Raw genomic sequence first — 25,363 nt, forward strand, 5'->3', positions numbered from 1 at the left:
ATTATTTGGCTGATTATTAGTATATAATAAAAAAACCGCCGGATTTCCAGCGGTTTTTTAATATCAGACCTTTCGGAGCTTATTCTCCCATAAAGGGGTACCTGTAATCTGTGGCAGGTACAAATGTTTCCTTGATCAGTCTTACTGAGATCCATCTCATAAGATTCATTTTGGAACCGGCTTTATCATTGGTTCCGCTGGCTCTCGCTCCCCCAAAAGGTTGCTGGCCAACCACAGCTCCCGTAGGCTTGTCATTAATATAGAAGTTACCCGCAGCATTCTGAAGCAGATCTGTGGCCTGGGCGGCAGCATAACGGTCACCAGATAAAATTGCGCCAGTAAGGGCATACATACTTGTAGTGTCTATTGTTTCACAAATATCTGCCCACTTCTGCTCATCAAAGTTATTATCATCATAAACATAGATGGTAACCACTGGTCCGAAAAGTTCGGTTTCCATGGTCGTATAATGAGGATCTGTAGTTAGAATTACCGTAGGCTCTATAAAGTAACCTTTGGATTTGTCATAATTTCCACCAACTATGATCTCTGCATTTTTATCTTTTTTGGCCTTGTCAATATAACTTGCAAGCTTGTCAAAAGCGCCTTCGTGGATTACTGCATTAATGAAGTTGCTCATATCTTCTGGCGACCCCATTTTGAAGGACTTAACATCCTCTACAACAAAATCTTTGATCTGAGGCCAAAGGCTTTTTGGTAGATAAACCCTTGAAGCAGCACTACACTTTTGTCCCTGATATTCAAATGCACCACGGGAAATAGCCGTAGCCACTTGCTTTGGATTAGCAGTTGGGTGCGCCAGGATAAAGTCCTTACCACCGGTTTCTCCTACAATTCTAGGATAGGATTTATATTTTCTAATATTCTTACCTATCTTTTCCCAAATACCTTTGAATACATCAGTACTTCCAGTAAAATGAATTCCGGCAAAATCTGGACTGGCGAGAACGGTATTAGTGATCATTTCGGGATCTCCGTTAACCATATTGATAACTCCATCAGGAACACCAGCTTCTTTGAATACTTCCATCAACACCTGGGCAGATAGCATCTGGCTGTCACTAGGTTTCCATACGGTAACATTCCCCATAAGAGCTGCGCTTGAAGGCAGGTTTCCAGCGATAGCCGTAAAGTTGAAAGGTGTAATGGCATATACAAACCCTTCAAGTGGTCTGTATTCCACACGATTCCAGTTTCCGTCTGAAGAAATTGGCTGCTCATTATATAGTTCACTCATGAACTCTACATTGAATCGCAAAAAGTCGCAAATTTCTGCAGCCGAATCGATCTCAGCCTGGTAAATGTTTTTGGATTGACCAATCATGGTCGCGGCATTCATCTTTTGCCGGTATGGACCCGAAATCAGGTCAGCTGCTTTAAGGAAAACAGCTGCACGTTGTTCCCATTCGAGCTTCGCCCATTTCTTTCTGGCTTCTAATGCTACTTCAATAGCTTTTTCTACGTGCCTCTTTTTGGCCAGGTGGTAAGTTCCTACCTGGTGTTGATGATCGTGAGGTGGATTAATCGTTTTGGTATCTCCAGTTTTGATTTCCTCAGAACCGATGTATAGTGGAACTTCGGTCTTGGCGTTCCAAAGGTCTTTGTAAGTAAGTAAAACTTCTTCTCTTTCGGGAGTTCCCGGTGCGTAACTTTTAACTGGTTCGTTAACGGCTACGGGAACATGAAAAAATCCTTTTCCCATAATATAATATTTGCTTTTTTCGATTTATTTTAATTCTGCTAAAGGTAAAAAAATTAAGTGGTTCTGAATAACTACGTCAAGGTCTTCACGAAAGCTTAACTTTTTTCGTAATTTTCCTTAAAATTTTGACTTTTATTCATGTGTACAATTACCCTGGTGCCTCATCCTGACTCGTTGAATGGCTTTGTTTTAACCTCTAACCGTGATGAGGCCGTAAGCAGAGTTTCCCTGTCCCCTCAAATGCATACTTATAGAGGTAGAAAATTATTTTTTCCGAAGGATAAAAAGGCAGGGGGTACCTGGATAGGGGTAAGCGAAAATCTGAGATGTGTTTGTTTAATGAATGGTGCTGAAAAGCCACATATTAGAGAAAGTGATTACAGAAAGAGCAGGGGAGTAGTTGTTAAGGATTTTCTTGTTGGAAAAAAACTCAAGAAACTTCTTAGAGATTATGAGCTTTCCGGGATTGAGCCTTTTACAATGATCGTTGTGGACTGGCACAATGGACTTATGTTCACTGAGCTTATCTGGGATGGCACGGAAAGAAAACTTATCAAGCTACCTTTAAAGGAGCATATCTGGTCATCTTCACCTCTGTATACTGAAGAAATGAAAAGCAGAAGAAAAAAATGGTTTGAAGACTTAAAACATTCAGAGGGATTTTCCGCTAAGACATTACTGGAGTTTCATCAGAATGCGGGTGAAGGGAATAAGGAGTCTGACCTTATAATAGACAGAGGTTTCCTTAAAACTCAAAGTATCACTCAGGTATTCAATACTCGCGAGAAATTAAAGTTCTGGTATAAGAACCTTATAAATAACGAAGTTACTGAAGATTATATTCAGTTCAGAGCATAAGGGGCACTAAGCTTAAAAGACGGGATTTTCACCTTGAAGTTCTTGCTGGTGGTGAAATTAATCATATTATAATGGCCTTTCATCGCACCAAAGGGCCCGGTTAAGAGACAGCCGTTTCTATAAGTGTGGCTTTCTCCGGGTTTGAGGACTGGTTTTTTTCCAATCACTCCTTCTCCCGAAACAATTTCGGTATCATTAAGGCAATCCTTGATCTTCCAGAATCTGGATTTCAATTGCACCCAGTCATTACTCTGGTTTTCTATGGTTATCCTGTAACCAAATGCAAAATGCATCCTGTAGTTCTTGTAGAACATACCTTCAAAATGGGTTTCCACCGAAATCTTAATGCCTCTTGTAACCTGTTGAACCATATTAGTATATAGAAAAGGACGCCAGCAAAGAAAGTATTGCAGCTATAATCGCTAAAATAAAAAATATCAGGTTTAATAGGAGAAACTTTAGAATGGTTTTAACACGTCCCTGGCCATAAAAATTCCGCATCCCTTTATAAAGATAGAATAGGAATACAAAATTAGCCGTGGTCATAACCCAGTTGCTGTTAACGATCATATCTATAAGCAAAGCAAGACCGTAAAGAACGAAGAACATTGTTTGAATATGGAATGCGAAAATCAGGTGTTCCATATAATTAAATGGACGTCGCAGGTATAAGAGCCAGATAAAAAGAGCGAAAACCGGGAGATAGAAGAAAATGATGAAAGGTAGCTTACTAACGAAATAATCTACAAAAAGCCTTGGATTCTGCCTGAACGTGCCTACGTCTACCGCCTTCTTATATAACCAGTGGTTATAACCCGTTTGAGCATGTTGCAGACTATCCATTGCAATACGGGAACTTCTAATCTCGGTCTCATCATAAAAAGCATAATAAAGTTCGCTTTTTTTGACCAGAGCACTCAGATTGCTCATAGTATCTATCTCCTGCTGGGATACGTATTTATCTTTATAGCTTTTAGGATTAGTGTCTAATTTGATACTATCAAGTCCTATTTGCCGGTCTGTGATAATCTTGTTGATGGAATCAAGGCCTGCCTGGGGAGGTTGCGGGATTATCACTCCAGGATTAGTATCCCGATTGCTGGCGTTTAAAGATTCGAAATCCTCGCCAAAATCGAATGAGAAACCAAAAATAAGGAAAAACACGATGGAGGTGCTTAGGTAAAATCTAAAAGGATTGGCATAAAACATTCGCCTTCCGCTTATGTAGTCTTTTGAAATTTTTCCCGGTTTGAAAAGCAATACCCGAAGCGTTCGCTGAAATCTGGAATCATATGCAAAAACTCCCGAAAAGAACTCGCTAAAGAAATCATTGAAGCTTAATTTCTTGGTGCTGTTCATTTGCCCGCATCTTGCACAGAACCTGTCAGTAAGCTCTAAGGGGTGTCCGCAATTCAGGCATTCGTCTCCCCTGTATTTCATTAGTGACCGCTTAATTTTCATTTATTTCGGAAAAGATTAATTACTAATAGTTCTGGAACTGGCCGACCCTGCACCTATGATCCGATCGTAACGAGCTCCGGGATTATGATAATAGACCAGAATGGTATATGTGTTTTCGGTTTCGTCAAAATTTCCGCTTATAAATCCTTCATCAAGACTGCCGTCTTGATTAAGTAATACGTACTTGTAATTATAGAACCCCTGTTTGAATAAACGCGCTGTTTCGTAATATCCTGTTTCCTCATTATATTTTAATAAGGTGCTCTTGTCAAGTTCAAAATTATTAAAGCCGCCATAAAGATGTATCTCCGCATTTCCTATTGGATCATAATTCTTGAGGCGGAAATGCATCCATACATATTCAGCTTCAATATCAGAATTCTGAGCCTGAATATTCCTTACCACAAAGCCTCCGTTTATATCCGGATTATAAGTATAGGGCTCACCGCTTCGTGTGAAATCTGTGAACAGAAAATGATGATAAAGCTCTTCCATTTCTATGGCAGCAATATCAGCGCTTGTCGCTCTTAGGTCCTTATTGTCGAATTGCAGGAATTCGTTGCCACCCCAAAATGAGGATTCCGTGTCATATCTATAGATAAGTTCGTTGGCAATGGTATACTGTGGTTTCAGGTTGTTAACCGCCAGTTTAAGATTATGATTCTGAATAACACTTACCATCACATTCTGTTCCGGGTTTTTAAGAAGAAGATCGGGGGAATCCACACTAAAATTGACTACCTGTTTCTCGTTGATAAATTTAAGATCCCTGGAGCGTTTTATTTCGGCACTTACCCGTGCTATGGGTTCATACACCATAAATTTTCTGGAAAAGACCAGTTCACGGTTGGAATTAAAAACCTTTAAAAGATAGTTACCTGAAACTTTCAGTGCCCGTACATTGTTATTCGGAATGTTAAGCTCATAATGGGTGTAAGGCTGTAAGGTGTTATAGGCATTGGTATATTGAGTAATTCTAACGTCGTCAAAACCATCCAGATATTCATTTTTGGTAAGCTGGCTGGGAGTCCAGTCAAAATTGAAATGCTCGATGGTATAGTAATAATCGGCTTCATCCCCAATAATATCATCAAAGCTCAAGCTTAGCCTGCCTCCAAGTCTTATGATTGGATTGCCCGAAACTTCAGGGATATCACCTTTAAAGATAACCGTTCTTATAAAGTTTGGTGCAGGGGTTTCGTTGGTTTGCTGTGCAAAGCAGGTACTGGAGGTCAACCCGAGAACCAGGAAAAATATAATCGCTCTCATATAATGAATAATGAACAAAGTTAGAAGAAATCTGGTTTTTTCCTGAATTTATTTTAACAGTCGCCCTTTGAAAATTCTAATATTTGTTGGGATAAATGAAGTGAAAATTCATAAATTTGCACGACTTTAAACTAAAAATTTTAACATACACTCCATCCTATGTCAAAAGACATTCGAATTAAAAGAGGATTGACTCTGCGATTAGAAGGGGAGGCGGAAAAAGAGCTGGTCAAGGCTCCAAGATCAAAAACTTACTCGATCAAACCGCCGGATTTTCACACTGTAGTACCGAAAATGGTTGTAAAAGAAGGGGCGAAGCTCCTTGCCGGTGATGAAATTTTCTATTCAAAATATACAGATCAAATTCGCTTCACCACACCGGTAAGCGGTGTTCTAAAAGAAATTAAACGAGGAGATAAAAGAAGAATTCTTGAGGTTATTATCGAGGCAGATCCAGAAAATGTTTACCGCGATTTCGGTAAGATGGATGCAGCGAAAGCTGAAGCCAAAGATGTAAAGGAAAGAATTCTTGAAAGTGGTTGCGGGGCATTTATTTACCAGCGCCCTTATGATATCGTTGCCGATCCGGCCGATACTCCAAAAGCTATTTTCATCTCTGCCGCTACCACCGCACCTCTTGCAGCCGATAAAGGTTTTATCATCAAAGATAAACTGGAGGCTTTTCAGGAAGGGATCAATGCTTTAAAGAAACTAACGCCCGGAACCGTTCATCTTTGTGTAGATGATAGCTCTGCTGAATATTTGAAGAATATTCAAGGAGTAGAGCTTCATCATGTAAAGGGGCCTCATCCCGCAGGAAATGTGGGGGTTCAGATCCATAAGATCGACCCTATAAACAGGGGAGAGCGTGTTTGGACGGTTGGAGTAGAGGACGTTGCCATTATAGGTAACGTTTTTCTTACTGGTGAATTCAGGGCAGAGCGAACCATAGCTGTTACTGGAAGTGAAGCCAGTAACCGTAAATACTTCCAGGCGATAATAGGAGCCAATGTAGCCGATTTTATCGGTGAGGTTTCAGATAGCGTTCGTATCATTTCAGGTGATGTTCTAACCGGAACTAAACTTTCCAACGGGCAGCACATCTGTTTCCATGATAATGAAGTGACCATGATTCCGGAAGGTGACAACTACAGATTGTTCGGTTGGTTGCCTTTTACCTATAACAATATACATTCAAATTCCAGAACTTCCCTGTCCTGGTTATTCCCGAAGAAAAAGTACACGCCCACCACAAACCTTAACGGTGAAGAGCGTGCACTGGTGGTAACAGGAGAAATGGAAGAAGTTCTTCCAATGGATGTCTATCCAATGCAGCTTATTAAAGCGTGTATGGCTGGAGATATCGAAAAAATGGAAAACCTTGGAATCTATGAAGTGGCACCTGAGGATTTCGCGTTAGTTGAATACGTGAATACTTCTAAACTTGAAGTTCAGGAAGTTATTAGATTAGGTTTGGATTTAATGATCACCGAAGTAGGTTAAAAAGCTGAAGAACTATGGAATGGATTAGACAAAGATTAGATAAAATAAAGCAACCTTTTCAAAAAGGAAGAAAATATGAAAAGTTCGCTCCGGCCTTTAATGCTCTGGATACTTTCCTATTTACTCCTAATCATACAACTCAAAAAGGTGCACATATTCGAGATGCCGTAGACCTGAAAAGGACAATGATCACGGTGGTGCTCGCTCTTGTTCCCGCCCTTATCTTCGGAATGTGGAACGGTGGATATCAATACTACACTCAACTTGGAGAGTCTTTCACTTTCTGGGATGCGTTAGGTCATGGAGCACTTAAGATCATACCTATGATCGTAGTGTCTTATGTAGTAGGTCTTGGATTAGAATTCGCATTTGCGATATTCAGAGGGCATGAGGTGAATGAAGGTTATCTGGTAACAGGACTTCTTATCCCTATGATCATGCCAATAGATATACCGCTTTGGATGGTGGCATTATCTGTTGTTTTTGCAGTGCTTATCGGAAAAGAGGCTTTCGGGGGAACCGGAATGAATATTCTTAACCCGGCACTTACCGCACGGGCTTTTGCTTTCTTTGCCTACCCAACTTATATGTCGGGTAACAAGGTATGGGTTAGTGAAGCTTCTGAAGTTGACGCTATATCGGGAGAAACGATCCTTGGAAAACTTGCTTCCGGAAGTGAGGTGGGCTATTCAGCAATGGATATGTTCTACGGGTTTATCCCCGGCTCGATCTCAGAAACATCGGTACTATGTATTCTTGCCGGAGCCCTCTTATTGATTCTTACTAAAGTGGGAAGCTGGAGAATTATCGTAAGTTCCTTTATAGGTGCGGCCGTAATGGGTCTTATCTTTAATGCCCTGCCATCTCTAGGTGTGTCAGGAAATGAACTTACAAATTTCCCTTGGTATTTGCATTTATTAGTGGGAGGTCTTGCATTCGGTATTGTGTTCATGGCCACAGATCCTGTGTCTGCGGCGCAGACCACCAGAGGAAAATGGATCTACGGATTCCTTATTGGATTCTTCTCTATTATGATACGCGTATTCAACCCGGCATATCCCGAAGGAGTGATGTTAGCGATATTGTTGATGAACGTATTTGCTCCTACTATTGATCATTATGTCATTCAGGCGAATATCAAAAGAAGAAAGAAAAGACTTGAAAAAGCTAATACTCAGGTAGAAACAGCAGTTTAGTTATGGAAGAAAAATCAGTAAATAAGACAAACAGCAACGGTTATACATTCATGTTTGCCGTGGTCATGGTAGTGGTTGTGGCATCGGTACTTGCTTTTGCGGCTACTTCCCTTAAGCCTACCCAGCAGGAGAATGTGAGAAGAGAGAAGATGCAGAACATTCTGGCTACTGTAGGGATTGAAACATCCAGAGAAGGTGCTCAGGAACAGTATGACAAATATATTGTAGAGGAACTTGCCCTGGACAGTAATGGGGAAGTAGATGAGTCGGCAAATGCATTCGAGGTGGACCTTGCAAAGGAACTTAAAAAGCCTGTTGAAGAGCAGATATTTCCGCTGTATATCGCCGATGTTGAAGGTGAGAAATACTATGTTGTTCCTCTAAGAGGTAACGGACTATGGAATGCCATCTTTGGATACATTTCCATTAAGGACGATATCAACACAGTTAAGGGAGCAACTTTTGATCATGTCGGGGAAACCCCGGGACTTGGTGCGGAAATCACTAAAGAATGGTTCAAGGAATCTTTTGAAAATGAAAAGATCTTTGATGAAAATGGTAATCTGGTAGGTGTTTCTGTTGTAAAAGGAGATATAGATCCTTCAGATAAGGATGATAATAAGGTAGATGCAATCTCAGGCGCAACCATTACAGGTGATGGTGTTTCTGATATGATCTCAGAGAGGCTTAAGAGATATCTGCCATATTTCAGGAAACAAGGAGATATTAAAGTAGCAATAAAATAATTATGGCTAAAGAGAAAAAATATAACTCTGCAAAAGAGGAAGAAAAGAAACAGGAGATGATCCTTTTTCTTTCAGATTCTGAAGAAAAGGAGAGCTTCTTATCAAGAGCGAATAGAAAATTATTAAGTGATCCTTTGGATGACAATAACCCTATTACCGTACAGGTGCTAGGTATTTGTTCAGCCCTTGCGATTACGGTTCAGCTGGAACCGGCAGTGGTAATGGCGATCGCGGTAATGGCGGTAATGGCTTTTAGTAATGTCATTATCTCCCTTTTAAGAAATATGATTCCCAGCCGTATCAGGATCATTGTGCAGCTGGTGGTTGTGGCTTCAATGGTAATTCTTGTAGACCAGGTCCTAAAGGCTTATGCATATGATGTGAGTAAACAGCTTGCAGTATTTATTGGTCTTATCATTACCAACTGTATCGTGATGGGCCGTCTTGAAGCTTTTGCCTTAGGTAATGGAGTTTGGAAATCATTTCTTGATGGAATTGGGAATGCTGCAGGATATGGGTTGATCCTTATCATTGTTGCCTTTATCAGAGAGCTTCTTGGTTCAGGAAAGTTATTCGGATTTGAAGTTCTAGGTCATAAAGGAGCTACTTTGGCCGATTCTACCGGGCTGTATGCTCTGGGATATGAAAATAACGGTTTGATGCTCCTTTCTCCAATGGCACTTATTGTGGTAGGTGTGATCATCTGGGTGCAGCGTGCAAGAAACCGTAAACTGATAGAAGAAAACTAACAGCTTAAAGGCTAAAAAGTATATAAAGAATGGATTTAGTTAACCTTTTTGTAAGAAGTATTTTCATAGAAAATATGGTATTCGCCTACTTCCTGGGAATGTGTTCCTACCTGGCGGTATCAAAAACTGTAAAAACAGCTGTTGGTTTAGGTGCTGCGGTAATCTTTGTATTAGCGATAACCGTACCTATTAACTACCTGCTTGATACTTATTTGCTCCGCCCTGGTGCTTTGAGCTGGCTGGGTGCCGAATATGCCGATATCGATTTAAGTTTCTTAAGTTTTATCATGTTCATTGCGGTAATCGCATCCATGGTACAGCTTGTAGAGATGATCGTTGAAAAATTTGCACCTGCCCTATATGGAGCGCTAGGTATTTTCCTGCCGCTTATCGCTGTGAACTGTGCGATTCTGGGAGGGTCATTATTCATGCAGCAAAAGAATTTTATTGGAATCTCTGAAGCAGTTACTTATGGTCTTGGTAGTGGAATTGGATGGTTCCTTGCTATCCTCGGGATTGCAGCTATTAGAGAAAAAATTGCATACTCAAATGTCCCTGCGCCACTAAAAGGTCTTGGTATAACCTTTATCATTACCGGATTGATGGCCCTTGGTTTTATGAGTTTCATGGGAATTAAATTATAATCGAAAAGAAAGATTATGACAGTTATTATAGCGAGTGTAGTAGTATTCTTAGTTCTAATTTTGTTATTGGTATCCGTTTTACTTGGAGCCAAGGCAAAGCTGGCACCATCTGGTCCGGTAACTATTAATGTAAACAATGAAAAAGATCTTGAAGTAGGTTCTGGAGGAACCTTACTTTCAACTCTTGGAGATAATAAGCTTTTCCTTCCATCTGCTTGTGGTGGAGGTGGAACCTGTATCCAGTGTAAGTGTATCGTAAAAGAAGGTGGGGGTGCAATTCTTCCCACTGAAGAGCCTCACTTTACCAGAAAAGAGATCGCTGACGGTTGGAGACTTGGTTGCCAGGTGAAGGTGAAGCAGGACATGAAGATCCAGATCCCTGAAGAGGTATTTGGTATTAAGAAATGGGAAGCTACTGTAGTCAGAAATTATAACGAGGCGTCGTTCATTAAGGAATTTGTTGTTGAGATTCCTGAAGATATGGACTACAAAGCGGGTGGATATATTCAGATTGAAGTTCCTAAGTGTGAGGTGAAATTTGAAGATATGGATATCACTGCACACCCTGAAGAGCACGAAACTCCTGATAAGTTCCAAGCGGAGTGGGATAAATTCAAATTATGGCCACTTGTAATGAAGAACCCTGAGACAGTGGAGCGTGCTTACTCTATGGCGTCCTACCCTGCTGAAGGGCGTGAGATCATGCTTAACGTACGTATTGCTACTCCGCCATGGGATAGGGCAAAGGATACCTGGATGAACGTTAACCCTGGTGTGGCTTCATCTTATATCTTCAGTTTAAAGAAAGGTGATAAGGTTACTATTTCTGGACCTTATGGTGAATTCTTCATCAATGAAAGTGATGCAGAAATGTTATACGTAGGAGGTGGTGCTGGAATGGCGCCGATGAGGTCTCACCTTTACCATTTATTCAGAACACTGAAGACCGATAGAAAAGTTACATACTGGTATGGTGGTCGTTCTAAGCGTGAATTGTTCTATACTGAGCACTTCAGAGCTCTGGAAAGAGACTTCCCTAACTTTAAATTCTACCTGGCCCTTTCTGAGCCAATGGAAGAAGATAACTGGAAAGTGAAATCAAGTCTTGATGATGAAGGAGATGGATTCGTAGGATTCATTCACCAGGTAGTGATAGACAATTACCTGTCGCATCATGAAGAGCCGGAAGAGATCGAACTATATTTCTGTGGACCTCCATTGATGAACAAAGCCGTTCAGAAAATGGGAGAGGATTTTGGAATCCCCCCAGAGAATATTCGCTTCGATGACTTCGGAGGATAAAAGAATAGGATCCCGCTTCGGCGGGATTTTTTTTATTATGATTTAAACGGATTGATGCGTCATCTGTTTAGATAACTATCGAAGTTGTTTCGGGATCTCAATTAGATATCCCGGAAGCTGAAACAAGTTCAGTTTGACGAAAGGAGATTTAATTAGCTTATTTTTATCTTTGCCACATGCCTAAATTAAGTAGACAGGAATTACACAATCTGGCGATGAATATCGTAGGAAAGGATCTTGAGGAGAATGGATTCGAATTTCTTGGTGTGAATTCAGAGCTGAAAAAGAATCCTCAGTTTGTGGCCCTAAAGGCCGGAAAGCTTCATTTTGTGATTGTTCGAGCTATTGAATATCCGGATGATCCTTCAGCCTTTGATCCAGTTTTCTTTAAAGAGATAAAGGAACACGCCGATAAATTTAATGCCCGTACTTTTTATGCCGCTGTGGGACTGGCAAACTCTGGTGATTATGAAAAACCTATCACCAGTGATGAAGATTATGTGGTGAACTACTCCGGCTGGAAAGAAATTTAATTATGAGAAGAATTGGAATTTTATTCATATTGATCTCACTGAACTTTTCCTGTTCAGATGAGAATAGAACGGCACAGCAATTTCAGGGCGAAGCCTTGGGAACTACCTATGCGGTTCAATTTTTCTCTCAAGAAGACCTCCACTTTGAAAATGCCATGGATAGTATCATAGATGAGATCAATACTTCTATGAGCACCTACAGTACCAAATCTGATATTTCCCGGATCAACAGAGGTGATTCAACTGTCAAGGTTGATGAACACTTTAAAAAGGTCTTCAGAGCATCAGAAAGGATATACCGGGAGAGTAATGGCTTTTTTGATCCTACCGTTGGCGTTCTTGTAAATGCCTATGGTTTTGGCCCAGGCAAGGCCTTAAAGAAACTTGATAGTATTCGTCTGGATTCTCTTAATGGACTTGTTGGCTTCGATAAGCTGAACCTTAGCGAGGATGGAACTCTCTCAAAGGAAAATCCGGCTATTTATCTCGATTTTAATGCTATTGCCAAAGGCTATGCTATTGATGTTATAGCTGAATACCTGGAAGCCTACAATATTGAGAATTACCTTATAGAACTTGGCGGTGAATTGAGAGCGAAGGGTAGAAAACTGAACAGTGATTCAGAGTGGATTGTTGGGATTGATGATCCTATGCAGGCGGGAGGTAGCCGAAGGTTATATGCGAAATTGAAACTTGAAAATAGCGCTATGGCCACATCGGGCAATTACAGAAAATTCAGGGTTGATTCCACGACAGGGCAGAGATATGTGCATACGATAAATCCAATTAGTGGGAAGGCTGAGAAGAATAATTTGCTGAGCGTTTCGGTACTTGCTGAAAATTGTATGCTGGCCGACGGATATGCTACTGCGTTTATGGCGCTTGGTTTGGAAAGAGCCAAAGAGGTACTTGAAGATTTGAATGGTGTGGATGTTTATATGCTTTATTCGGATGATGGAGGAGAAGTGAATGTATATTCCACCCCGGGTTTCGAAAATCAGCTGGTAGAATAAATTACTTTTTTCGGCATACGGGAATAATCTCTCCTTTTGCCAGCCGGTAATGATCAATCTCTTCCTTGCTTAATTTCGAGGTATAATCAACTTCTTCTACCTCGAAGCCTATCTGTCTTAATTTATCAAAATAGTCTCTTCCGTAGACCCTAACGTGGTCATACTGTCCAAAGATCCTGGCACGTTCTTTAGGATCTGTAATGGAATCATCCTGGAATGTATTTTCCCTGGTAAGGTCCTGAGGAATCTGCAATATTGCCGTTCCTCCCGGTTTTAAAATACGGTAGAGTTCTTTCATGGCCTTTCGATCATCAGGTATATGTTCCAGAACGTGATTGCATAAAATAAAATCAAAACTCTCTGTTTCAAAAGGGAGATCACAGATATCAGCCTTTACATCGGCAAGGGGGGAATTAAGATCTGTGGTGGTATAGTGAAGGTTTTTAAGTTTCCGGAAACGCTTATAAAAAGCCTGTTCGGGCGCAAAGTGCAGAACCTTTAGATCGCTATTGAAAAAAGCGGTTTCATTTTTCAGATAAAGCCATAGGAGTCTATGCCTTTCCAGGGAAAGGGTAGAAGGGGAAAGTACATTTTCCCTCTGTTCTCCGTAACCATAAGGTAAAAACTTCCTGAAACCGCTTCCGTCAATAGGATCGGTATATCGGTTGCCTTTAAGATAAATCTTTAAAAACGGCCTTACCAGGTAACTAATTCTAATAAGAAATGGCCTGGGTATGCTATTTAAGGCCAGTTTAAAAAGATTGCTCATTCTAGACTTCGATATCTCCCCAGTTTTCACCCGATTTGATGCGGTATAATTGCATCTCGGAGACGCCAAACTGTTTGGCGAGCACTCTGATACGGGTTTTTCTGTCGGGATCTAAAAGTTTTTTCTTTAGGATCACGGCCTGAGCATAGGTTAACTTGGAATATGAAGTAACTTTTCTAAGTTTTCTTTTCCTTTTGTTCTCCTTTACTTTAGGACTGTTGTACTGATGTTGGACCCATTCGTCTTTGGTGGCCCATGCCAAATTAGATACGCGATTGTCGTTTTTCACGAAGTTTTTGTGAATTACGTACTGATCGCCTTCTTTCTTCTCTAAAAACATCTCTGCGATGACACGATGAATGTAATACGTTTTGTGTTTTCCATTCTTCAATTTAACCGCGAAGTTTAAATATCCACCTACTTTTCCGCCTTTCATCAAGTCTCCTTCCGGGTTTTTCAGATAACTGATCATCCTTCCGAAATTTGAGACTTTGTAGATAAAGCGGTCTTCCCAGGAATCTTTGTGTAGGGTCTTCCAGATTTCCTGTCTGTAACTTTTAATCATAAACTTTTGCTCTAAATTCGTCTTCTTCTTTGGTTTTAATTTTTAATGATTCATAAATGTACTTAAATGTAGATAGTAATTCGGGTTTGCCGTCTACAAGAGCCACATTGTGCTCAAAATGAGCACTTGGCTTATTATCGGCGGTTAGTATTGTCCAGCCGTCGGGTAATTGCTTTATGCGCTTTGTCCCCATGTTGATCATGGGTTCTATGGCAACAACCATCCCTTCGACAAATTTTTTGCCTCTACCACGTCTCCCGTAGTTAGGCATTTCAGGATCCTCGTGCATGGTTCGACCAAGGCCGTGGCCTACAAGCTCTCTAACCACACCATACCCATGGTCTTCTGTGTATTTCTGTATGGCATAGCCCACATCACCAACACGGTTTCCTGCTTTGAACTCTCGAATCCCAATATAAAGAGATTCTTTGGTAACTTCAAGAAGTTTTTTTACTTCCGGGTCTACCTCGCCCACTTCAAAGGTATAGGCGTGATCGCCGTAGAAACCATTCTTTTTGGCACCACAGTCAATGGAAATGATATCTCCTTCCTTTAACGGGGTGTTATTAGGGATACCATGTACCACCTGTGCATTAGGACTCATACAAAGTGAGTTGGGGAAATCGTAAAGTCCTAAAAAGCCAGGTTCGGCACCATGGTCTCGAATGAATTCTTCGGCCAGTTTATCAAGTTCCAGAGTAGTTACGCCCGGTTTTATCTCGGGAGCCAGCATTCCAAGTGTTTTGGAAACAATTAGTGCGCTTTCGCGTATTAATTCTATTTCTTCTCTGGATTTTGGTATAATCATATTCTTTTTATCTAAAATCTTCCAAACAAACCGGACCTCTTTTTCTTCTTATTATTCATTCCCGGTTTATTATTCGTTAAACTCTGGTATATCTCTCCCCAGCCTTTTAAACCGCCAAGATTACGGTCATCAATAAATATATCTGCAAGGATTTTTCTGCTAATCGTATCGTCATACTCTTCTTCCGGATAGCTTTTATTTACCGCATAGAATTCCAGTCCATTTTTTTTACAGAACTCCACGGCTTCATTTAGCCGTTCACCATGACGGTAGGTCCATAAGATAAGACGGTGCCCTTCATCCTGTAATTTTTTTAAGGATTCGAAGGCAAAAAGTATAGGTTTGCCAATTTCGGGGAATCTGTTCTCTACTATAGTCCCGTCAAAATCAACTGCTATCGTAAGAGAAGTAGGCATAATACGAAATTAATCAATATTTTCTAATTTAATCTTAAGCTTACCATAACTTATTCAGCGTAAGAGTCTTTATATTCTTTTCCGCTCACTATTTTAGCGATGTCTTCTTCAATGCTTTCCTCCTGTGGATACTCAACAAACCGGTTCACTTCAACGCCATCTTTATAGAAAATAATGGTTGGCACATGATGCACGTCCAGTTCCTTTTCAATCTGAGAAGGAGTAGATTTGTTATGATCTACCGCTACCATTTCAAGTTTATCATAATCGTAATTTGACTTATCCAGCAATTTGAGGAATTTAGGAACCTCTCTTCTGCTATCTCCACACCAGGTACCCATCAGCAACTTAATCTCATAATCCCCAATATTTTCATGAATGTCTTTCATTGCCTTTTCCTGAGGCTGGAATTCTTCATATTCCGGTTCAAACCAGGTGGAAAAAGGCTTTTGCTGAAGATCTTCCTTTTTAAATTCTCCTAGAAGAATGTCTTTTTGGAAGTCGTCTGTTTCGATTTCCACCATTTCCTCTTCGTTCAGGTTTTTGTTAATTGTATTTCCACAGCTAATGGCCATCACAGCCAGCAGGATTAAAAACTTCTTCTTCATAAATTTAGATTAACGGGTCTTCGGTCATAAGATCTGGTTGCGCTATTCCCATAAGTTTTAAAACTGTAGGGGCAATATTTCCTAATTTCCCATCCCTGATGCTCTTTATATCACTGTCCATTAAAATAAGTGGTACAGGATTGGTAGTGTGAGCCGTATTGGGACTTCCATCAGGGTTTTTCATCACCTCACTGTTTCCGTGGTCTGCAATAATAATAACCGCATATCCTTTTTCAAAGGCTGTTTCGCCAACTTCTTTTGCGTAGGCATCAACGGTTTCGCAGGCTTTTACAGCAGCATCGAAATCCCCTGTATGGCCTACCATGTCCGGGTTTGCGAAATTAAGGCAGATGAAATCGGCCGACTCCTTTTCTATTTCAGGAATTATCTTGTCTTTGATCTCCGCAGCGCTCATTTCTGGTTGAAGATCATACGTAGCCACTTTTGGTGAATTACACATGATCCTCTTTTCACCTTTGAATGGTTCTTCCCGTCCGCCTGAAAAGAAAAAGGTGACATGAGGATATTTTTCGGTTTCGGCGATGCGTATCTGTTTCTTTCCTTCATACTCCAGTACTTCACCCAGTGTAGCTTTAATATTAGACTTCTTGAAGATGATATTTATGTTCTGGAAAGTGTCATCATACTTGGTCATGGTCACATAGTATAATGGCAGCTTCTTCATTTCGTATTCCGGGAAATCATCCTGTGATAGAGCCTGGGTAAGCTGTCTTCCCCTGTCTGTTCTGAAATTGAAATAGATCACCACATCTTTTTCGCTTAATTTAGCCACAGGTTCTCCATTATCATCAGTCAGTACTATTGGCTTAATGAATTCATCGCTTACGTTATCATCATAGCTTTCCTGGATCGCAGTCAGAGGATCGGTTGTTTTCTTTCCTTTTCCATGAACAATAAGGTCGTAGGCCTGCTTCACGCGTTCCCATCTTTTGTCCCGATCCATGGAATAATATCTTCCAATAATTGATGCAAGTTTGGAATTGGTCTTTCCCAGGTGTACCTGTAGTTCTTCAATAAAACCTTTGCCCGAATGCGGGTCTACGTCACGCCCGTCAGTAAAGGCATGTACGTACTTTTCCTTAACTCCTAATTTTTCAGCCGCAGATAACAGGCCTTTCAGGTGATTTATATGAGAATGTACTCCCCCGTCACTTACAAGTCCCATAAAATGGACGGGTTTATTATTTTTAACCGCATAATTGAAAGCTTCTTCAAGTACGGGTTCGTCTTTTAGTGTATCTTTTTCCACCGCCATGTTTATCTTCACCAGGTCCTGATATACCACACGGCCTGCTCCCAGATTCATGTGACCAACTTCACTGTTACCCATCTGGCCTTCAGGAAGACCAACGTTCATCCCGTCAGTTCTTAAGGTGGCATGTGGAAATTTTCCCGGAAGGGAATCCATGAAAGGTGTATTGGCCTTGGCAATGGCTGAAACCTCTTCATTTTGAGTAATTCCCCAGCCATCCAATATCATTAAAAGGACTTTCTTTTTCATTTAGCTAAAATAATTTTGGGCGTTAAAGATAAAAACATTTCGTCGCAATGCCTGAGCTGGATGCGATAATATTTTATTAAAACTACCTGTATTCTTCTATTGCTTCCCTAATCTTTTCGATGCGGTTCTCAGGGTCGGGATGAGTACTTTGAAATTCCGGAACACGATTGGTACCGGCAGCATCCTTGAGGATTTCCATTACTCCAATTAAAGCCTCAGGTTCGTAACCTGAATCTATCATGATCTTTACTCCCAGGTTGTCACTTTCAAGTTCATCGCCACGGCCGTATTTCATATTCACGAGATTTGCAAAAACCGCGGCTGCCTGTGTTGCTTCATAACTATCTGAACCCACGGCAACTCCTGTAAGTACAGTGTTGGTGAAACCCTGCTGGGCTATTCTTTCTGCTGAATGCCGACCAATCACATGCCCTATCTCGTGAGCCAAAACGCCTGCCAGTTGTTCTTCATTCTGAAGTCTTGAGTAAAGCGCATAGGTTATAAAAACAGGACCGCCGGGTAGTGCAAATGCATTGATCGTATTTGGATCTGCCAGCAGGTAGAATTTGAACTCGTACGGGGCGCTGGAGGCAATGCTGTTCTCTACCAGTCGCTGGCCGACAGCTCTCACATTCCTCTGAGCCCTGGTATCGGGATGCAATCCGCCGTATTCTTCCAGCATAATGGGGGTGCTTTGAGCCCCCAGGGCAATCTCTTCTTCTGCAGAAAGATCTACATATTGAGTTTCGCCGGTATAAGGATTTTCTTCAGCTGAAGAACAAAATTTCACGATCCCAAAGATCACTATAACTGCGCCTATTCCCAGTCTTAACAAATTTTTCCCAAATCTCATTTGATAATCAGCTTAAAATTTTAACACTTATAATCTTCGAAAATTAAAATATCATATGACTTAATGCGTTGTATGAATATACCAAATTTCCAGTTAGGTAGCTTATAATAAGCGTTATAAAAGTCTTAATTGTTAAAATACCGGAATTTTCGAAATTTTTACTGAAATTTTGTATGTTGGCAGGACTTTTGGTTTTTATTAACAAAAAATTAGAAAAAGCTGAAATATATGAAGTACCGAATCCTTACTGTTATTGGAGTGTTAATTTTCTCATTCGCATTTAGCAGTACCGATGAAATCAAGTATTCCAACAATTCCGAGGTCACAGCAGAGATCTCTGTTGAAACCACAACTAAAAAGACTTTTAAAGAGAAAGTAGCCGATCTGTATCAGACTTTTACCCTGAACAGCGCAACGATGCCTAAGCTTACGGTTTTTGAGAAAGCAATGAACGGTTATTCTAAACTTAATGAAGCCGGGAAGGTTTCAAATCCTTTACTTACTATTATAGATTTTGATCTCTCATCGAAACAAAAGAGAATGTGGATTCTTAATATGGATACCCAGGAGGTGATATTCAATACCTTTGTGGCTCATGGAAAGAATACAGGTGGGGAATTCGCGAACAAATTCTCGAACAAAGTGAATTCTCATCAAAGCTCTCTGGGGTTTTATGTAACCGGTGAAACCTACTACGGGAAGAACGGCCTATCTCTTTTTATCGACGGGATGGAGAAGAACTTTAATTCTAATGCACGTAAGCGTTATGTAGTGATACATGGAGCCGATTATGCAGAACCGGAATTCATCAACAGAGTTGGGAGACTTGGAAGGAGTTATGGTTGTCCGGCAGTTCCAAATAAGCTTGCAAAAAACCTTATAAATAAGATCAAAGGAAGATCGGTAGTATATATCCACAAGAATGATAAGAATTATCAGGCTGTTTCAAAATATGTAAATAGCTAATTAGCCTGCCGGCTTAAGCTTTTCCCAAAGATCTTTATCAAGATTATAGATATCATCAATAAATCTGGTGGTATCTTTTTCATTTACAGCTGTCCAGTAAAAGTGGTGGACCTTGACTTCCTGAGTGACTGGGATCTCTGTGGTTCTTCCTGATCTCAGGATTTTATCAATATGCTCGTCATCATATTTATCCTGATCGCTTAGGAGGTAGCGGGCCAGGTCCAGTGCATTTTCCACTCTCACGCAACCCGAGCTCTGAGCACGCGCATTTTTCTCAAAAAGATCTTTTGAAGGTGTGTCATGCAGGTAGATCATATATTCATTGGGATAAATGATCTTGACCACTCCCAGCGGATTTGAGGCGCCCGGCTGCTGACGGTAGGTATATCCAAGCGCTTCAGAAGAAGACCAGTCCACAGTGGATGGGTCTACACTATTGCCTCTTGAATCCAGTACCCGAAGACCTTTTTTTCTTAAATAGTTAGGGTCTTTTTTTACACCGGGGATCACATCATTCTTCTTGATGGTAGGAGGGATGGTCCATGTTGGATTGTATACAATATAACCTATCTCGTCCGAGAAGATCGGTGTTTTTCTTACTTCAGTACCAACCATAGTCCTGTGAGATCTGATGGTGTCACCATTTTTTACCACGCTCAATCTGTAATCAGGAATATTTACGATAATATAATGTGATCCCAGATCCCTGGGATACCAGCGCCATCGCTCAAGATTTACAAGGATCTGATGATATCTGTCCCTTTTGGTAAGATTAAGATTGTTTACAGTTGTTTTTCCCAGTAAGGCGTCTACCTGTATCCCGTGGTCCATTTGAAAATTTTTGACGGCCTCCTGAAGCTCCTTATTGTAGTTTGTGTTTAATGAATCGGGAACTTTATTGTAATATCCTAATTCCTTTAAACGCTGGGTAACCACTTTAATTCTTTCATCGGATTCTCCGGGTCTGATAAGCCGTCCCGATGGAATTTGAGTAGCCGAATCTTCTTGTATCCCGGTTCTTTTAAACTGCTTCAATGCTTTTTTTAGACCTTTGTATACAATGTGCTGTGGTGTGACCGAATCTATAGCCTGTGTAATATCTTCCTGAGTGATCGCCTTATTAAGTAAGGCTTTTGAGTCGATCTCATTAAGAGGTGTACCCCATATCGTATACAATTGAGTAGGGTTAAGCTTTCCTGTGGCGAGGTCTCCCGAAACCCGTAAAAATGAATCGGTTAAAAGAATTTCAAGAAGAGTGTTTTCGTCCCGCGAATTTGAATCGAGAGAACTCAATAGTGTTTTTAATTTATCTCCATGGTAGTCTTCAAAGAACAGGCCTTCATCCTCAATGTTCTCTATTGTCCTGTAGAAATCCTCTCTTAATTTCCTGCTATTCCAAATGGGTTCGTAATCTTTGTCTTCATAAAATTCTGAAACTGCCTGGATATTATAAAGTTGAGTTTCCCCCTCCAACTCCTCTAAAAAATCCTCAACTCTACCAGCTTTGGTGAGATAGCTTATTTCTTCCACATCGTTCCTTTCCTCAATGCCCGGCGTATCAGTTTTATCTTTACATCCGGAATAAAGAAGCAGGATTATAATAAGGTACAGATAGGAGGCTTTCATAGTAGAAATATTGATACTTGATTGAAAAACCTCACTAAGAAGCTCTTACGTCCTGGTAAGATTCATTTTCATCAAATTTAACCTCTGCAAAAGGACATAGGGGCTCTATTTTTAGATTGTGTTCCCTGGCAAATTCCACACTCTTTTCTATGAGGCTGGAACCTATACCTTGATTCTCAAGTTCTCTTTTAACCTCGGTGTGGTCTATGGTGAGAACATTGTTAGCGTTCTTATAATAAGTGAGTTCTGCGATCAGTCCTTTTTCGCTTTCTATATAGAACATTCCACGGCGATTGTTCTCTTTATGTTTTATTTTCATTATCCTTTCTTAAAAATTCCATCTACGATTCCATAATCCATTGACTCCTCAGCATCCATCCAGTAATCTCGATTAAAATCCTTAAGTACTTTTTCTACGCTTTGACCGCAATTCTCAGCCAGAATCTTTGCGCTCAGGTGTTTCGTTTTCAGGATCTCATTGGCCGCGATCTCAATATTTGAAGCCTGACCTCTTGCTCCGCCACTTGGTTGGTGTATCATCACTTTGGCGTGAGGCTGAATGAACCTTCTTCCTTTTTTTCCTGCAGAAAGTAAAATAGACCCCATGGAAGCTGCCAGTCCCGTACAAATGGTAGATACAGGTGATTCCATACTCATAATTGTGTCATAAATAGCGAATCCATCTGTAACATAACCTCCCGGGCTATTTATAAAAAGCTGAATCTCATCATCTCCTTCCAGATCCAGATATTCAAGGCGGTCTATAACATATTTTGCTGTTTTGTCATTAACCTCACCCCACATATAAATCTTTCTTTTCTCTAATAATTTATTGTCTATTAAATCCTGAATCTTACCGGTTTTATTTTTCATGAAGTCCATTTATACTTTTTTAGTTTTAGAAGTCGTAGCTAAAAATAGGACTATTTTGTTAGAAAACGGAATGGAATTGCCGGCATTTAACAAGATTTTAAATGATAAGATCATCCTTAAAAGCTGAGGCTCCTGGGTTTAATTTAGGGGTAGATTTAATTTTAAAAAAGCTCGAAATTTTTTTGGATTTTGAAAAAGTTTCAGATTATATTTGCAGGCACAGGCGGGAGTAGCTCAGTTGGTAGAGCGTCAGCCTTCCAAGCTGAATGTCGCCGGTTCGAACCCGGTCTCCCGCTCTAAAGACTTCATTGCAAAATGAGGTCTTTTTTTATGTTTGAAATTTTGATCGTGCAGGGCTCCGACTTCCTGAAGACAGGTTCTGATTTTCAGGATAATATTCCTGGGTTCTGGAAATAAAAAAGCCGGAAGTTTTTTAAACATTCCGGCTGCTAAAGTAGGGTTTAACAGTATATCTAACCGTTCATGGAGATTAGGAACTCTTCATTGTTTCGAGTACTTTTAATCTTATCATTAATGAATTCCATAGCTTCTACAGGATTCATATCAGCAAGATATTTTCTAAGCACCCACATGCGTTGAATTGTATTATCATCTAAAAGAAGATCATCTCTACGTGTGCTCGACGAAACAAGGTCAATAGCAGGGAAGATTCTTCTGTTGGATATTCTTCTGTCTAACTGAAGTTCCATGTTACCTGTTCCTTTGAATTCTTCAAAGATAACTTCGTCCATTTTGGAACCAGTCTCTGTAAGTGCGGTCGCTATGATAGATAAAGAACCACCGTTCTCGATATTACGAGCAGCACCAAAGAATCTTTTAGGTTTATGAAGTGCGTTGGCATCAACACCACCACTCAGTACCTTACCACTGGCAGGTTGAACTGTATTATAGGCGCGGGCAAGACGTGTAATCGAATCAAGAAGGATTACCACATCATGGCCACACTCAACCAGTCTTTTTGCTTTTTCAAGTACAATGTTGGCAACACGAACATGCTCATGAGCTTCTTTGTCGAAGGTTGAAGCTACCACTTCGCCTTTTACATTTCGCTGCATATCGGTTACCTCTTCTGGTCTTTCATCTATAAGAAGAACGATCTGGTATACTTCAGGATGATTTGCCGCAATCGCGTTTGCAATATCCTTAAGCAACATTGTCTTTCCTGTCTTAGGCTGAGACACGATCATTCCACGCTGCCCTTTTCCAATAGGAGCGAAGAGGTCCATAACTCTTGTTGAAATTGAGCTTTGCTTCTCGGCAATATTGAATTTCTCTTTAGGAAATAATGGAGTAAGGTGCTCAAAAGAAACGCGGTCTCTTACTACCTGAGGATCCAGCCCATTGATCTTATTGATCTTGATAAGCGGGAAATATTTTTCTCCTTCTTTTGGTGGTCTTATCTGCCCCTGAACGGTATCACCTGTCTTAAGCCCAAATAATCTGATTTGCGACTGTGAAACATAGATGTCATCTGGAGAGGTAAGGTAGTTATAGTCTGAACTTCTCAGGAAACCATAATTGTCCTGCATGATGTCCAGTACTCCTTCGCTTTCTATAATGGCGTCGAATTCATAATCGGGTTCCCTGTAACGATTTCTGTTATCACGGTTTCCGTTATTTTTTTTGTCGCTGCGGTTGTCATTGCGATTGTCGCTACGATTTTCATTTCTGTTGTCGCTACGCCCGCGATTATCTTTTTTACCTGACTGATTTCTGTCACGGCTACTTTTGCCTGAAGGCCTGTTGTCTTCCTTGTGCGCAGGATGAGAGGTGTCTTTTCCTGAAGGCTTTGCTTGTGAGGATTTGGAAGGATTAGACGATTTAGAAGGTCTTTTATCGCTGCCTATTTTAGCTTTTGGCGGCTTTTGAGGCTTTTCCTGAGTCTGTTCCTCTTTATCTTCGGTAAGTACTTCTTTCACTTTTTTAGGATTTGATGCCTGGTAGTCCAGAATCTGATACACCAAATCTAATTTTTTTAAAGTCTTGTACTTGGGGACGTTAAGCGTTTCAGCAATTTCCTTAAGTTCAGGAAGCTTTTTAGCTTTTAGTTCTGAAATTTCAAACATGAATTCGTTACAATAATTTTTTTCGTTTGGGTTGATTTTAAAACTTCTCGAAGAAGAATAAAAAGTTTTGGAGACTTAAGTAACCAACATTGAATGGGTTACGAAATGTTCTTGCAATAATACAACTTTATTTTAAACTTTTACGCAGGAAATCTAAAAAGAATCTGTTATTTTTGTGCCGCAACAGTAAAAACTATGCTTCAAAGAATACAAACAGTTTACTTGCTTTTAAGTATCATAACGAGTGCAGGATTAATATTTGTATTTTCGCTTTGGGAGAATTCTGCGGGAGAGCCGGTTTATGCTCAGGACCAACTTATAGCGTTCGGAATGTTTCTCGCTTCTGCTGCGATCTCTTTAGTGAGCATTTTTATGTTTAAGAATAGAAAACTCCAGTTCGTACTGGGGCGACTAAATATAATATTGAACCTTTTTTTACTAGGAGTGTTTGTTTATTGGTCTCTAACTTTACCTGGAGAAATGGATATTTCGGAGAAGGGTATTGGGATGTTCATTCCAGTTGTTTCTATCGTTTTTCTTGTTCTGGCCAATAAGGCCATCAAAAGGGACGAAGATCTCGTAAAATCTGTAGATCGATTACGATAAGCCTATCATCTTAGTAGTATTAGTGCGTGAAAAACCCGAAGTTTTGCTTCGGGTTTTTTTATTATAAATGTAATCTTACCAAATAATTTTATCCCAGTTCAATGACTTCAAGGTCCTTAATTTCCTTTCCGTCTATTTTAAATCTAAGCATAGTTCGTTTTTTATGAAATCCCTGCTTGCCTGCTGCCCCGGGATTCATATGTAGCAGATTAAGGTTTTTGTCGTTCATAACCTTTAAGATATGGGAATGCCCGGAAATAAAGATCTTAGGTGGATTTTTTCTTATATCTTCCTTAACGGCTGGCGAATACCTTCCAGGGTAACCACCAATATGTGTGATCCAGACATCAACTTCTTCGCACAGAAATCTGTTGTTCAAAGGGAATTCCTTTCTGATGGTGGCATTATCGATATTTCCATAGACTCCTCTTAAAGGTTTTAAAGCCTTCAGCTTATCAGTAACACTAAGGCTTCCAATATCACCGGCGTGCCATATCTCATCAGCTTCACCGGCATAATGAAGTATCCGATCGTCTATATGTCCGTGAGTATCACTTAATAAAAGTATCTTTTTCAAATCTCGGGTTTATTTTAATTTCACTTAACACAGGATCGTATCTAAAGCCTTTTTCCTTGTTATAATTGCCTTATCTTTGCATTTCGCTAA

Annotated in this window: 27 protein-coding genes and 1 tRNA gene; 12 read left to right on the plus strand and 16 right to left on the minus strand. The window is 40.3% G+C overall.

The window, feature by feature from the left end:
- Positions 1-79: 79 nt before the first annotated feature.
- Complete coding sequence (pruA, locus tag EZJ28_RS02940; RefSeq protein WP_131394736.1) at positions 80-1,723, minus strand: L-glutamate gamma-semialdehyde dehydrogenase; 1,644 nt, start codon at positions 1,721-1,723, stop codon at positions 80-82.
- A gap of 138 nt (positions 1,724-1,861) precedes the next feature.
- On the opposite strand from pruA, the gene EZJ28_RS02945 reads away from it, so the two are divergent.
- Positions 1,862-2,581 carry an NRDE family protein gene (locus EZJ28_RS02945; protein ID WP_131394738.1) on the plus strand — a complete coding sequence of 240 codons (720 nt, stop codon included), beginning with the start codon at positions 1,862-1,864 and terminating at the stop codon, positions 2,579-2,581.
- On the opposite strand, the gene apaG is transcribed toward EZJ28_RS02945, so the two are convergent.
- From apaG to EZJ28_RS02960, 3 genes are read right to left on the minus strand one after another with little or no spacing between them, the layout of a single operon-like run.
- Complete coding sequence (gene apaG, locus EZJ28_RS02950; protein ID WP_131394740.1) at positions 2,566-2,952, minus strand: Co2+/Mg2+ efflux protein ApaG; 387 nt, start codon at positions 2,950-2,952, stop codon at positions 2,566-2,568. The two genes, EZJ28_RS02945 and apaG, sit on opposite strands and share 16 nt — an antisense overlap.
- 1 nt (position 2,953) lies before the next feature.
- Positions 2,954-4,021, minus strand: coding sequence for a DUF3667 domain-containing protein (locus EZJ28_RS02955; protein ID WP_242670054.1), 1,068 nt, complete (start codon positions 4,019-4,021; stop codon positions 2,954-2,956).
- A 36-nt stretch (positions 4,022-4,057) separates the two neighbouring features.
- Positions 4,058-5,311 (minus strand): DUF5103 domain-containing protein, encoded by a 1,254-nt coding sequence (locus EZJ28_RS02960; RefSeq protein ID WP_131394744.1) that lies wholly within the window; start codon positions 5,309-5,311, stop codon positions 4,058-4,060.
- A 159-nt stretch (positions 5,312-5,470) separates the two neighbouring features.
- Between EZJ28_RS02960 and EZJ28_RS02965 the strand changes: the two genes are divergently transcribed.
- The 8 genes from EZJ28_RS02965 to EZJ28_RS03000 all read left to right on the plus strand — a co-directional run bounded on the left by EZJ28_RS02965 (position 5,471) and on the right by EZJ28_RS03000 (position 12,997).
- Positions 5,471-6,814, plus strand: coding sequence for a Na(+)-translocating NADH-quinone reductase subunit A (locus tag EZJ28_RS02965; RefSeq protein ID WP_131394746.1), 1,344 nt, complete (start codon positions 5,471-5,473; stop codon positions 6,812-6,814).
- A 14-nt stretch (positions 6,815-6,828) separates the two neighbouring features.
- Complete coding sequence (locus EZJ28_RS02970) at positions 6,829-8,010, plus strand: NADH:ubiquinone reductase (Na(+)-transporting) subunit B (protein WP_131394748.1); 1,182 nt, start codon at positions 6,829-6,831, stop codon at positions 8,008-8,010.
- A 2-nt stretch (positions 8,011-8,012) separates the two neighbouring features.
- On the plus strand, positions 8,013-8,756 hold the full coding sequence (locus EZJ28_RS02975; protein ID WP_131394749.1) for a Na(+)-translocating NADH-quinone reductase subunit C: 744 nt from the start codon (positions 8,013-8,015) through the stop codon (positions 8,754-8,756).
- A gap of 2 nt (positions 8,757-8,758) precedes the next feature.
- On the plus strand, positions 8,759-9,505 hold the full coding sequence (locus tag EZJ28_RS02980) for an NADH:ubiquinone reductase (Na(+)-transporting) subunit D (protein WP_131394751.1): 747 nt from the start codon (positions 8,759-8,761) through the stop codon (positions 9,503-9,505).
- 29 nt (positions 9,506-9,534) lie between these two features.
- Positions 9,535-10,149 (plus strand): NADH:ubiquinone reductase (Na(+)-transporting) subunit E, encoded by a 615-nt coding sequence (nqrE, locus tag EZJ28_RS02985; protein WP_131394753.1) that lies wholly within the window; start codon positions 9,535-9,537, stop codon positions 10,147-10,149.
- A 15-nt stretch (positions 10,150-10,164) separates the two neighbouring features.
- Positions 10,165-11,451 (plus strand): NADH:ubiquinone reductase (Na(+)-transporting) subunit F, encoded by a 1,287-nt coding sequence (gene nqrF, locus EZJ28_RS02990; protein WP_131394755.1) that lies wholly within the window; start codon positions 10,165-10,167, stop codon positions 11,449-11,451.
- Between the two features lie 176 nt (positions 11,452-11,627).
- Positions 11,628-11,984, plus strand: coding sequence for a Na(+)-translocating NADH-quinone reductase subunit F (locus EZJ28_RS02995; protein ID WP_131394757.1), 357 nt, complete (start codon positions 11,628-11,630; stop codon positions 11,982-11,984).
- A 2-nt stretch (positions 11,985-11,986) separates the two neighbouring features.
- Positions 11,987-12,997: an FAD:protein FMN transferase gene (locus EZJ28_RS03000; protein ID WP_131394758.1), complete on the plus strand. Its 1,011-nt coding sequence runs from the start codon at positions 11,987-11,989 to the stop codon at positions 12,995-12,997.
- Position 12,998: 1 nt separating this feature from the next.
- Here the strand turns inward: EZJ28_RS03000 and EZJ28_RS03005 are convergent, their stop codons facing one another.
- From EZJ28_RS03005 to EZJ28_RS03035, 7 genes are all read right to left on the minus strand, one after another.
- The gene (locus EZJ28_RS03005) at positions 12,999-13,766 is read right to left on the minus strand and encodes a class I SAM-dependent methyltransferase (protein WP_131394760.1); all 768 of its coding nucleotides are present in this window, start codon (positions 13,764-13,766) and stop codon (positions 12,999-13,001) included.
- Between the two features lies 1 nt (position 13,767).
- On the minus strand, positions 13,768-14,331 hold the full coding sequence (locus tag EZJ28_RS03010) for an HNH endonuclease (RefSeq protein ID WP_131394762.1): 564 nt from the start codon (positions 14,329-14,331) through the stop codon (positions 13,768-13,770).
- Entirely contained in the window at positions 14,324-15,139 is an 816-nt protein-coding gene (map, locus tag EZJ28_RS03015; protein WP_131394764.1) for a type I methionyl aminopeptidase, read from the minus strand. The genes EZJ28_RS03010 and map overlap by 8 nt, the downstream gene beginning before the upstream one ends.
- Positions 15,140-15,150: 11 nt before the next feature.
- A complete protein-coding gene (locus EZJ28_RS03020) occupies positions 15,151-15,555 on the minus strand; it encodes a BT0820 family HAD-type phosphatase (RefSeq protein WP_131394766.1) in 405 nt (134 codons plus the stop codon).
- Between the two features lie 50 nt (positions 15,556-15,605).
- On the minus strand, positions 15,606-16,163 hold the full coding sequence (locus EZJ28_RS03025; protein ID WP_131394768.1) for a thioredoxin family protein: 558 nt from the start codon (positions 16,161-16,163) through the stop codon (positions 15,606-15,608).
- Between the two features lie 4 nt (positions 16,164-16,167).
- Complete coding sequence (gene gpmI, locus EZJ28_RS03030; protein ID WP_131394770.1) at positions 16,168-17,685, minus strand: 2,3-bisphosphoglycerate-independent phosphoglycerate mutase; 1,518 nt, start codon at positions 17,683-17,685, stop codon at positions 16,168-16,170.
- Positions 17,686-17,767: 82 nt separating this feature from the next.
- Positions 17,768-18,538: a M48 family metalloprotease gene (locus EZJ28_RS03035; RefSeq protein ID WP_131394772.1), complete on the minus strand. Its 771-nt coding sequence runs from the start codon at positions 18,536-18,538 to the stop codon at positions 17,768-17,770.
- A gap of 228 nt (positions 18,539-18,766) precedes the next feature.
- Between EZJ28_RS03035 and EZJ28_RS03040 the strand changes: the two genes are divergently transcribed.
- Positions 18,767-19,504 (plus strand): murein L,D-transpeptidase catalytic domain family protein, encoded by a 738-nt coding sequence (locus EZJ28_RS03040; RefSeq protein ID WP_131394774.1) that lies wholly within the window; start codon positions 18,767-18,769, stop codon positions 19,502-19,504.
- Here the strand turns inward: EZJ28_RS03040 and EZJ28_RS03045 are convergent, their stop codons facing one another.
- The 3 genes from EZJ28_RS03045 to EZJ28_RS03055 are packed head-to-tail and all read right to left on the minus strand — an operon-like array spanning position 19,505 to position 22,003.
- Positions 19,505-21,130 carry a murein L,D-transpeptidase gene (locus EZJ28_RS03045; protein ID WP_131394776.1) on the minus strand — a complete coding sequence of 542 codons (1,626 nt, stop codon included), beginning with the start codon at positions 21,128-21,130 and terminating at the stop codon, positions 19,505-19,507.
- A gap of 34 nt (positions 21,131-21,164) precedes the next feature.
- On the minus strand, positions 21,165-21,449 hold the full coding sequence (locus tag EZJ28_RS03050; protein WP_131394778.1) for a GNAT family N-acetyltransferase: 285 nt from the start codon (positions 21,447-21,449) through the stop codon (positions 21,165-21,167).
- On the minus strand, positions 21,449-22,003 hold the full coding sequence (locus EZJ28_RS03055; RefSeq protein WP_131394780.1) for a ClpP family protease: 555 nt from the start codon (positions 22,001-22,003) through the stop codon (positions 21,449-21,451). The genes EZJ28_RS03050 and EZJ28_RS03055 overlap by 1 nt, the downstream gene beginning before the upstream one ends.
- A gap of 223 nt (positions 22,004-22,226) precedes the next feature.
- Here EZJ28_RS03055 and EZJ28_RS03060 point away from each other — a divergent pair.
- Positions 22,227-22,299, plus strand: a tRNA-Gly gene (locus EZJ28_RS03060).
- Positions 22,300-22,476: 177 nt separating this feature from the next.
- On the opposite strand, the gene rho is transcribed toward EZJ28_RS03060, so the two are convergent.
- A complete protein-coding gene (rho, locus tag EZJ28_RS03065) occupies positions 22,477-24,090 on the minus strand; it encodes a transcription termination factor Rho (RefSeq protein WP_131394782.1) in 1,614 nt (537 codons plus the stop codon).
- Positions 24,091-24,285: 195 nt separating this feature from the next.
- Here rho and EZJ28_RS03070 point away from each other — a divergent pair, with 195 nt between their 5' ends.
- Positions 24,286-24,696 (plus strand): DUF4293 domain-containing protein, encoded by a 411-nt coding sequence (locus tag EZJ28_RS03070; protein ID WP_131394784.1) that lies wholly within the window; start codon positions 24,286-24,288, stop codon positions 24,694-24,696.
- An 88-nt stretch (positions 24,697-24,784) separates the two neighbouring features.
- Here EZJ28_RS03070 and EZJ28_RS03075 read toward each other — a convergent pair whose 3' ends face one another.
- Complete coding sequence (locus EZJ28_RS03075) at positions 24,785-25,273, minus strand: metallophosphoesterase (protein WP_131394786.1); 489 nt, start codon at positions 25,271-25,273, stop codon at positions 24,785-24,787.
- Positions 25,274-25,363 lie beyond the last annotated feature (90 nt).

This window comes from Gramella sp. KN1008 (assembly GCF_004332155.1).
Lineage (GTDB): Bacteria > Bacteroidota > Bacteroidia > Flavobacteriales > Flavobacteriaceae > Christiangramia.